Below are 7,646 nucleotides of genomic sequence, written 5' to 3'. Positions count from 1 at the left end.
CTGCATGCGGGAGCGTGTGGGAGAGTAGGACGCCGCCGAACTCCTTTTATGTTGAGGGCCCTTGAGCGGGTTCCCGGTGACAGTGTCACTAGGGATCCTGCTCGGGGGCCCTTTTCGCATGCCCGAAACCGGAGGTCACCAGCGGCTGGTCCACTGCGGCTGCCTGGGAGGGATCGTGTCCTTCGACCGCGGAATGTGCGCGCTTGCCGCGCCTTGATGTACGTGTGGAACGCGAAGACCGGATCGGACTGTTCGGCCACACCGGAGGATCCGGCCCGGGCGAGGGAGGGACCGAAGGGGGTCAGGGAGCCGGGGGGTGGAGCGGGGCGCTCGGGTCCATGGCGAGGACCGTGGTGAGTGGCGGGTCGAGCCGGGCGGCGGAGGGGCGCACGGACACGCGGCGGCCGTGCTCGGCCACGCTCTGCGTGAGCGCGTTCAGGATCGGCATGACCTCGGGGTCCTCGCCCACGACGTAGAGCGTGCCCGTCTCGTCGAGGAAGGACTCCAGTGCGACGCGGTCGGCCCGTGCCGCCGTGCAGGCGTTGCGGACGTGGAGCTGGGCGAGCGGGGCGAGGGCCTGCCGGATCAGCTCCGTGGCGGCGCGACGGCGTTCGGGGTGCGCCGTGAGGGTGGCCTCCAGCTCACCGGCCGAGCCGGGGGACGCCTTGCGGTGTGTGCGCAGTGTCTGCACGGGGTCCGACGGGGGCGTCTTCGCGAGGGCCCAGCGGTGCACCTCGCGGAACGGCCTGTCCTCCAGCGCCGCCGCGTGGAGCCAGCAGCGCAGCAGCGTCACTGCGGCAGCGTGGGCCTCGGCGTCGATGGGGCGGGGCGAGCGAAGGGGCTCCAGCAGGGCCGTCGCGCGGGCCGCCGCTGTGGTCTTGTCCGCGCAGTTGTGGTGCGGGGCCCAGCGGATGCGGTTGGGGGTGTCGCAGAGGTGGGTGGGGTCGAAGACGTGGACGGGGCCCAGCTTGGCCCGTCCGTCCTTGGTGTCCTCCCAGAGCGTGGCGTCGCGGGTGACGACGAGGGCGGCGCCCGGCGCGTCCTGGACGAGGGTGCGGGGGTCGGCGTCGGCGCCCGGGGCGGCGACCATGCCGATTCCGGACCCGATTCCGGACCCGATTCCGGTTCCGGTGCCCATGAGCGCGCCCACACCCGCGCCGGTCGCCGTTCCGGCCTCGGCGCCGGTGCCGGTCGCGTCCTGCGTCGGCGTCGGCTCCTGGGGCTGTTCGACGGGCGGTGGCGCGGGCGCCGGCGCCGGTGTCGGCGTCGGTACGGGCGTCTCGGCCGCCTCGCGCGCCGGGGGCGGCTGCTCGTGGGGCCGCCGCGGCCGGACGAGGAGGCCGTCGCGACGGGCGGCCCGTACGGCGCGGGCGCGCGCGACCGTACCCACCACGAAGACCGTCACGACGAGCAGCACCAGCAACTGGCTGATGAAGACGCCCCAGAACAGCCCGTACCCCGACAACTGCCCGTCCGGCGCGTCCGGCCAAGCGCCCGCGAGGTCGTGGGGCTCGGTGGCCAGCGCGCGTATGGCCAGGGGCGTACGGCCGAAGGTCACACCCTCGGGCCAGGAGCCGTGGCTGAAGAGGCCCGCCAGGCCCGTCGCCGTCCAGGTGAACACCGTCAGCCCGAGGAGGAAGGCGAGGCCGCCCACGAGCAGGCTGTCAGGGACGCCTCGGTTCCCCGGGCCCGTACGGGTGCGCCGAGGGCCGCCGGGGCGCGGTCCCCGGCCGTCGTACGGGGGGCCGTATCCGTCGCCCTGCCCGTCGCCGTACCCGTCGTCGTGTCCGTCGCCGTAGGGGCCCCGCGTGCCCCGTGCCCGGTGCTCTTCGTGTCCTCCGCGCATGTCAGGCGACGGTGGAGTTTCTCGTGGCCCTGCCCTGCTCGATGGCCAGGGCTCGGGCCTCGGACTCGGCTTCCAGATCCGCTTCCAGTACGGCGTCGAAGTCGACGGCCTCCTCCACGGCGGAGGACTCGGTCATGGCGCGGTCGGTGAAGACGAGGGGGCGTTCGTCCTCGGTGATCAAGTGCTTGACGACCTGGACGTTGCCGTTGACGTCCCAGACCGCGATGCCGGGGGAGAGCGTGGGGATGATCTCGACGGCCCAGCGCGGCAGCCCGAGCACCTTGCCCGTCGCGCGTGCCTCGTCGGCCTTCTGGGCGTAGATGGTGCGCGTCGAGGCCATCTTGAGGATCGCGGCGGCCTCCTTCGCCGCCGCGCCGTCCACGACGTCGGAGAGGTGGTGGACCACCGCGACGAAGGAGAGGCCGAGCCGTCGGCCGAACTTCAGCAGGCGCTGGAAGAGCTGCGCCACGAAGGGGCTGTTGATGATGTGCCACGCCTCTTCCACCAGGAAGATGCGTTTCTTCCGGTCGGGCCTGATCCAGGTGTGTTCCAGCCACACGCCGACGATGGCCATGAGGATCGGCATCGCGATCGAGTTGCGGTCGATGTGGGAGAGGTCGAAGACGATCAGCGGCGCGTCGAGGTCGATGCCGACCGTCGTCGGCCCGTCGAACATGCCGCGCAGGTCGCCGTCCACCAGCCGGTCCAGGACGAGGGCCACGTCGAGGCCCCAGGCCCGCACGTCGTCCAGCGCGACGTTCATCGCCTCGGCCGCCTCCGGCTTGGGGTGGCGGAGCTGGTCGACGATGTCGGTGAGGATCGGCTGGCGGTCGGCGATGGTGGCGTTGACGTAGGAGTGCGCGACCTTCAGCGCGAAGCCCGAGCGCTCGTCGAGACCGTGGCCGAGCGCCACCTCGATGATGGTGCGCAGCAGGGCGAGCTGGCCCGTGGTGGTGATGGCAGGGTCGAGGGGGTTGAGGCGGATGCCCTGGTCCAGGGCCGCCGTCGGGTCGAGACGGATGGGGGTGATGCCCATCTCCTCGGCGATGAGGTTCCACTCGCCGACGCCGTCCTCGCCCTGCGCGTCCAGCACGACGACCTGGCGGTCGCGGAAGCGCAACTGGCGCAGCACGTACGTCTTCTCCAGCGCCGACTTGCCGTTGCCCGACTCGCCGAGCACCAGCCAGTGCGGCGCGGGCAGTTGCTGGCCGTAGAGCTGGAAGGGGTCGTAGATGTAGCCCTTGCCGCTGTAGACCTCGCGGCCGATGATGACGCCGGAATCGCCGAGTCCGGGCGCGGCGGTGGGGAGGTACACCGCCTGGGCCTGGCCCGTCGAGGTGCGGACGGGGAGGCGGGTGGTCTCGGTCTTGCCGAAGAGGAAGCTGGTGAACGCCTCGGTGACGGCGGTCAGTGGATCGAGCGCGGCCATGGCCGTTACCTCCGGGTCGTCTTCGGCGGCGTGACTGTCGTGCTGGTCGGCCTCGTCGTCGTGGTCCTCGTGGTGGTCCTCGGCGTCGTTCCCGTGGTCGTGGTCGTCGTCGCACTCGTACTCGTGAGGGTCGTCATCGTCGGATCCCGGTGGCGAACGGCAGCGTGTTGACGAACGCCCGATGATGTTCCCTGTCGCACCACTCCAGCTTCAAGTAGCTCTTTCCGGCCGAGGCGCGGATCGTGCGCTTGTCGCGGGCGAGCGCCTCGGGGGAGCGGGAGGAGACGGTGATGTAGCCGACGATGTTGACTCCGGCCGCGCCCGAGGCCAGGTCCTCGCCGCGCTGGTCGACGCGGCCGTGCGCGGCGACGTCCCGGGGGTCGACGGTCCGGTTCATCTTCGCGGCGCGGCTCGCCTCCGCGTCGTCGTTGGTCTTCTCCGTGAGCATGCGCTCGATCGCCAGCTCCGTCGGCTCCAGGTCCATGGCGACGGCGACCGTACGGATCACGTCCGGCGTGTGGACGAGGAGCGGGGCCAGGAAGTTGACGCCGACGGGCGTCAGCGGCCACTCCTTGATCCAGGCCGTGGAGTGGCACCAGGGGGCGCGGGTCGTGGACTCGCGGGTCTTGGCCTGGAGGTAGGTCGGCTCCGTCGCGTCCAGCTCGGCGGGCCACGCGTTCCGCTTCGACATCGCCTGGATGTGGTCGATGGGGTGGTCGGGGTCGTACATCGAGTGGATCAGCGAGGCGAGCCTGGCCTGGCCCAGGGGCTGCCGTACGCGGATGTCGGCCTCCGCCAGGCGGGCGCAGATGTCGGTGAGTTCGCGGGCCATGACGATGGCCATGCCCTCGTCCTTGGTCAGCTTCCGGCCCGCGCCCCGGCGCGCCGCCTTGGCGATCGTCGCGCCCTCGGTGGCCAGTTCGCGGGTGTAGTGCATGCACGCGACGAGATAGGCGCGGTGCTGCTCGCTCGACGTGGACACCATCGACTGGAGCTGGTCGTAGGAGCGCCGGAGCCAGGGCGCGGCCCTGTGGTCGCCGCGCTGCTCCACGTCCTTGGCGTGCGCGTCCGGGTCGGCGGGGAGGGTGCGGGCGAGCATCTGGAGGCGGGTGACGAAGCCGTCGCCGTTCGCGACGTGCTTGAGGAGGGTGCCGAAGCGGTCGACGAGCGCCTCCTGGTCCTCGCTGTCCCGCAGCCCGACGCCCGGGCCCTCGATCTCTATGGCGGCGGTGACGGTGCGCCGGTCGGCGTGGAGCAGTACGGCGATCTCGTCGGGGCCGAAGGGCGCGGAGAGCCAGTTGATGCGGCCGACGCCGGGGGGCGCACCGACCTCGACCTCACGCCCTTCGAGCGAGGTGCCCGCCTCGGCGGCGGCGGAGCGGTACTGGGTGGCGTTCTTGCGCAGCATTCTCTTGTATGAGCGGTTGATCTCGAACCACCTGTAGAAGGTACGACCCTTGTACGGCACGTAGATCGCGGCCAGCGCGAGCATCGGGAAGCCGACCAGGGCGGGGATGCGGAAGGAGAGGACCGGGATCAGCAGACCGCTCATCATGCCGAGGAAGGCACCGGCGATGATCAGCGCGATCTCGCCGGTCTCGCGGTTCTTGCCGATGATCGCGTTCGGCCTGGCGCGGCCGATCATGTACGTGCGGCGCGGACCGCCGACCGGGGGAGAGGAGGTCGTCATCCGCGATCACCTCCGGAACTGTTGGGCCGGGACGAGGTCCCGCGGTCGGTGTGGGCGCGCTGCGCCGGGGCCGAGCGGGAAGCGGGGGCGCCGCCTCCGCTGCCGCGGGCGCCCGCGCCTCCGGTGCCGCCCCCGCCGCCCCCGCCGCGGGAGCTGTGGGCCGCCACGCCGCCGCTGACGGGGTTCGCGGGCTTGGCGCCGCCGCCCCCGCCTCCGCCGTCACCGCCGCCTCCGCTGCCGCGGGCGCTGTGCGTGTTGATGCCCTGGCGCACGAGCGCGGCGGGCGAGGAGACCACGGCGGCCGCCGCACGGGAGGCGGGGTCGCGGCTGGCGTTGCGGTGGTTGACGATCTCGTCGCCGAAGCCGGGGACGAAGCGGTAGATCATGGCGCTCGCGAAGATCGCCAGGAGGATGATGGCGAGCCCCGAGACGATCGCGGAGAACGCGTTGGGCCCGTCGGACGACGAGAGCGCCCCGGCCAGCCCGAGCACGATCACGATGACGGGCTTCACCAGGATCACCGCGATCATGATGCCCGCCCAGCGGCGGACGTGGCCCCACATGTTCTTGTCCACCAGGCCCGCGTAGACGGCGGTGCCGAGCAGGGCGCCGACGTACAGGAGCGCTGCCCTGACGACGAGTTCGAGATACAGCACGCCGGCGGCGAGCACGGACACCAGCGAGACCACGATCAGCATGATCGGCCCGCCGCCGATGTCCTCGCCCTCCTTGAGGGCCTCGGAGAACGTGCCGAAGAACTTGTCCGTCTTATCTGATGTGCCGCTCGCGATGACGTCCGTGACGGCGTCGGTCGCCGAGACGATCGTGTAGAGGATCAGCGGCGTGAAAGCGGACGCGATGACCGTCAGCCACAGGAACCCGATCGCCTCGGTCAGCGCCTCGGTGAGCGGCACCCCCCGGATCGCCCGCTTGGCGACCGCGAGGAGCCAGAGGGTGAGCGTGAGGATCGTCGAGGCGGCGAAGACGACCGCGTACTGGCGGAGGAAGTCGGGGTTGGTGAAGTCGACCTTCGACGTGTCCTCGACGAGGTCCGAGAGCTTGTCCACGGTCCAGGCGGCGGCTTCGGCGCAGCCCTTGGCGAGGGAGGCGAGGGGGTCGAGGGCGGAGGTGGGGTCATCGGCGGGGTTGCCTCCGCCGCTCCCGCCACCGGACTCGCCGCGTTCGCAGTAGTCCTTGGCGGGCCCTGTGACCAGGTCGCAGTCATCGTTGGGCTCGGGTGAGGGGGCCGCCAGGGCACGTGTGGCGAAGAGAAGGACGGCCGACTGGATGCCTGCGAACGCGGCCGTGACCGTGACGGCTCGGCGTCGAGGGCTAGCGGGCATACGTGAACCCTCCGTACTTCTTGACTGCGTCAGCGATCTGGTCCGCACTGGATGCCTTGTTGTCGCCGTTGACCGGCGCGGGGCCCTCCTTCTGCTCGAAGGACGACACCTTCCAGTCCCCGTCCGTCCAGCGCAGGTCCATCCGCATGGTGAACCAGTCGCTCGTCACGGGGTTGGTGGACTTCGTTCCGGCGGTGCCGAAGACGCCGGTGCACCAGACGTCGAGCTTCGCCCTGGTGCCCTCGAATTCGGTGACCTTGGTGCCCATCGGTGCCGTACGGGAGACGTAGGTCAGGCCGCTCTCGGGCTCGCCGTTCTCGTCGAGGCCCAGCTCCGAGAGCACGCGGGAGTTGTAGGCCCTGTCCATCTTGGTCTGCATCTCCTCGGTCTTTCCGGGGACGAAGACCTGCTGGACGATGTCGCGGCGCTCGTCGGGCTTCACGATGTCCGTGGAGACCAGCGCCACGGCGAAGTTCGCCGCCGCGCTCTGCGCCCCCTGCTCCGTCTTCGGGAACCCCGCCGGAATCCCGCCCGAGCCGCCCTCCACCGGTTTCGTGCCGGTGGGCGCTGTGGGCCGGGCCGTGTCGGCCTTCTTGCCGTCCGCGCTGTCGCCGTCGCCGCCGCCTCTGTTGGCGAAGGCGATGGCGGCGACGAGCAGCACCACGACGCCCACCACGGTGACCACGCTGCGCCCCGGCCTGGCCGGAGGTCTGCCGCCGCTGCCGGTCTCGCCGTCGGGGAGTCGCGTGCGGGTGGTGAGGCGGCCTGAGCCATGACCGTCGTACGGGCTGTCCTCGCCCCCACGATCACGCTCGCCGTAACCGTCTCCGCCGCCGATGCTCATGCCGGACGTGCCCCCTCGACCTCTACCGCTCAACTGCCGTCAGTGCATTGTCTCCTCACATGACGTTAGCGGGGGTACCGGCCATGTGGGCCCAGAGGGCAAAGGGTGCTGGCTCCGTCTTACGAATTGATACGCGACATATGCGCAATGCGCCCCACGTGGCACACGAACGCACAGGTGACGGGGCCTTGATGGGGCGTACGGCTGGGCCCGTCGCGATTCCGTTTCGGTTCCGGGGCGGCGGACGTGGAGGTGTGCGGACGTGATCTCGTTGCTCCGGGGATGATGAGGTGACGAACGCACCCCCTCGCCCCCCTCTCCTCGCGCCTTCCTTCGCGCCGCCCCGCCGACGAACGGAACCCCCATGAGCACCCCTCCCCCACCCGGCTTCGGCCCTCCGCAGAACGGCCCCGGTGCCCCCTCGCCGTACGGCGGCCCGCCGCAGCCGCCGTACGGGGCGCCGCCGCAGGCTTACGGGCCGGGGTGGGGCCCTG

The 7,646-nt window shown here is 71.3% G+C and carries 5 protein-coding genes; all 5 read right to left on the bottom strand.

The genetic code is table 11. The features are described 5' to 3' along the window. Positions 1-301: 301 nt before the first annotated feature. Entirely contained in the window at positions 302-1,846 is a 1,545-nt protein-coding gene (locus ACWGJ2_RS27930; protein WP_453349016.1) for a hypothetical protein, read from the bottom strand. 1 nt (position 1,847) lies between these two features. Then, the gene (locus ACWGJ2_RS27925) at positions 1,848-3,275 is read right to left on the bottom strand and encodes an ATP-binding protein (protein WP_453349015.1); all 1,428 of its coding nucleotides are present in this window, start codon (positions 3,273-3,275) and stop codon (positions 1,848-1,850) included. A 133-nt stretch (positions 3,276-3,408) separates the two neighbouring features. Then, complete coding sequence (locus ACWGJ2_RS27920) at positions 3,409-4,965, bottom strand: SCO6880 family protein (protein WP_453349014.1); 1,557 nt, start codon at positions 4,963-4,965, stop codon at positions 3,409-3,411. Further along, the gene (locus ACWGJ2_RS27915; protein ID WP_453349013.1) at positions 4,962-6,308 is read right to left on the bottom strand and encodes a hypothetical protein; all 1,347 of its coding nucleotides are present in this window, start codon (positions 6,306-6,308) and stop codon (positions 4,962-4,964) included. The genes ACWGJ2_RS27920 and ACWGJ2_RS27915 overlap by 4 nt, the downstream gene beginning before the upstream one ends. After that, positions 6,298-7,152, bottom strand: a complete 855-nt coding sequence (locus ACWGJ2_RS27910; protein ID WP_453349012.1) for a hypothetical protein — start codon at positions 7,150-7,152, stop codon at positions 6,298-6,300. Before ACWGJ2_RS27910 ends, ACWGJ2_RS27915 begins: the two co-directional genes overlap by 11 nt. Between the last annotated feature and the right edge of the window lie 494 nt (positions 7,153-7,646).

Source organism: Streptomyces sp. NPDC054796, assembly GCF_053611545.1.
The sequence above is the reverse complement of the archived record's forward strand: the minus strand, read 5'-3'. Positions and strand labels throughout refer to the sequence as shown.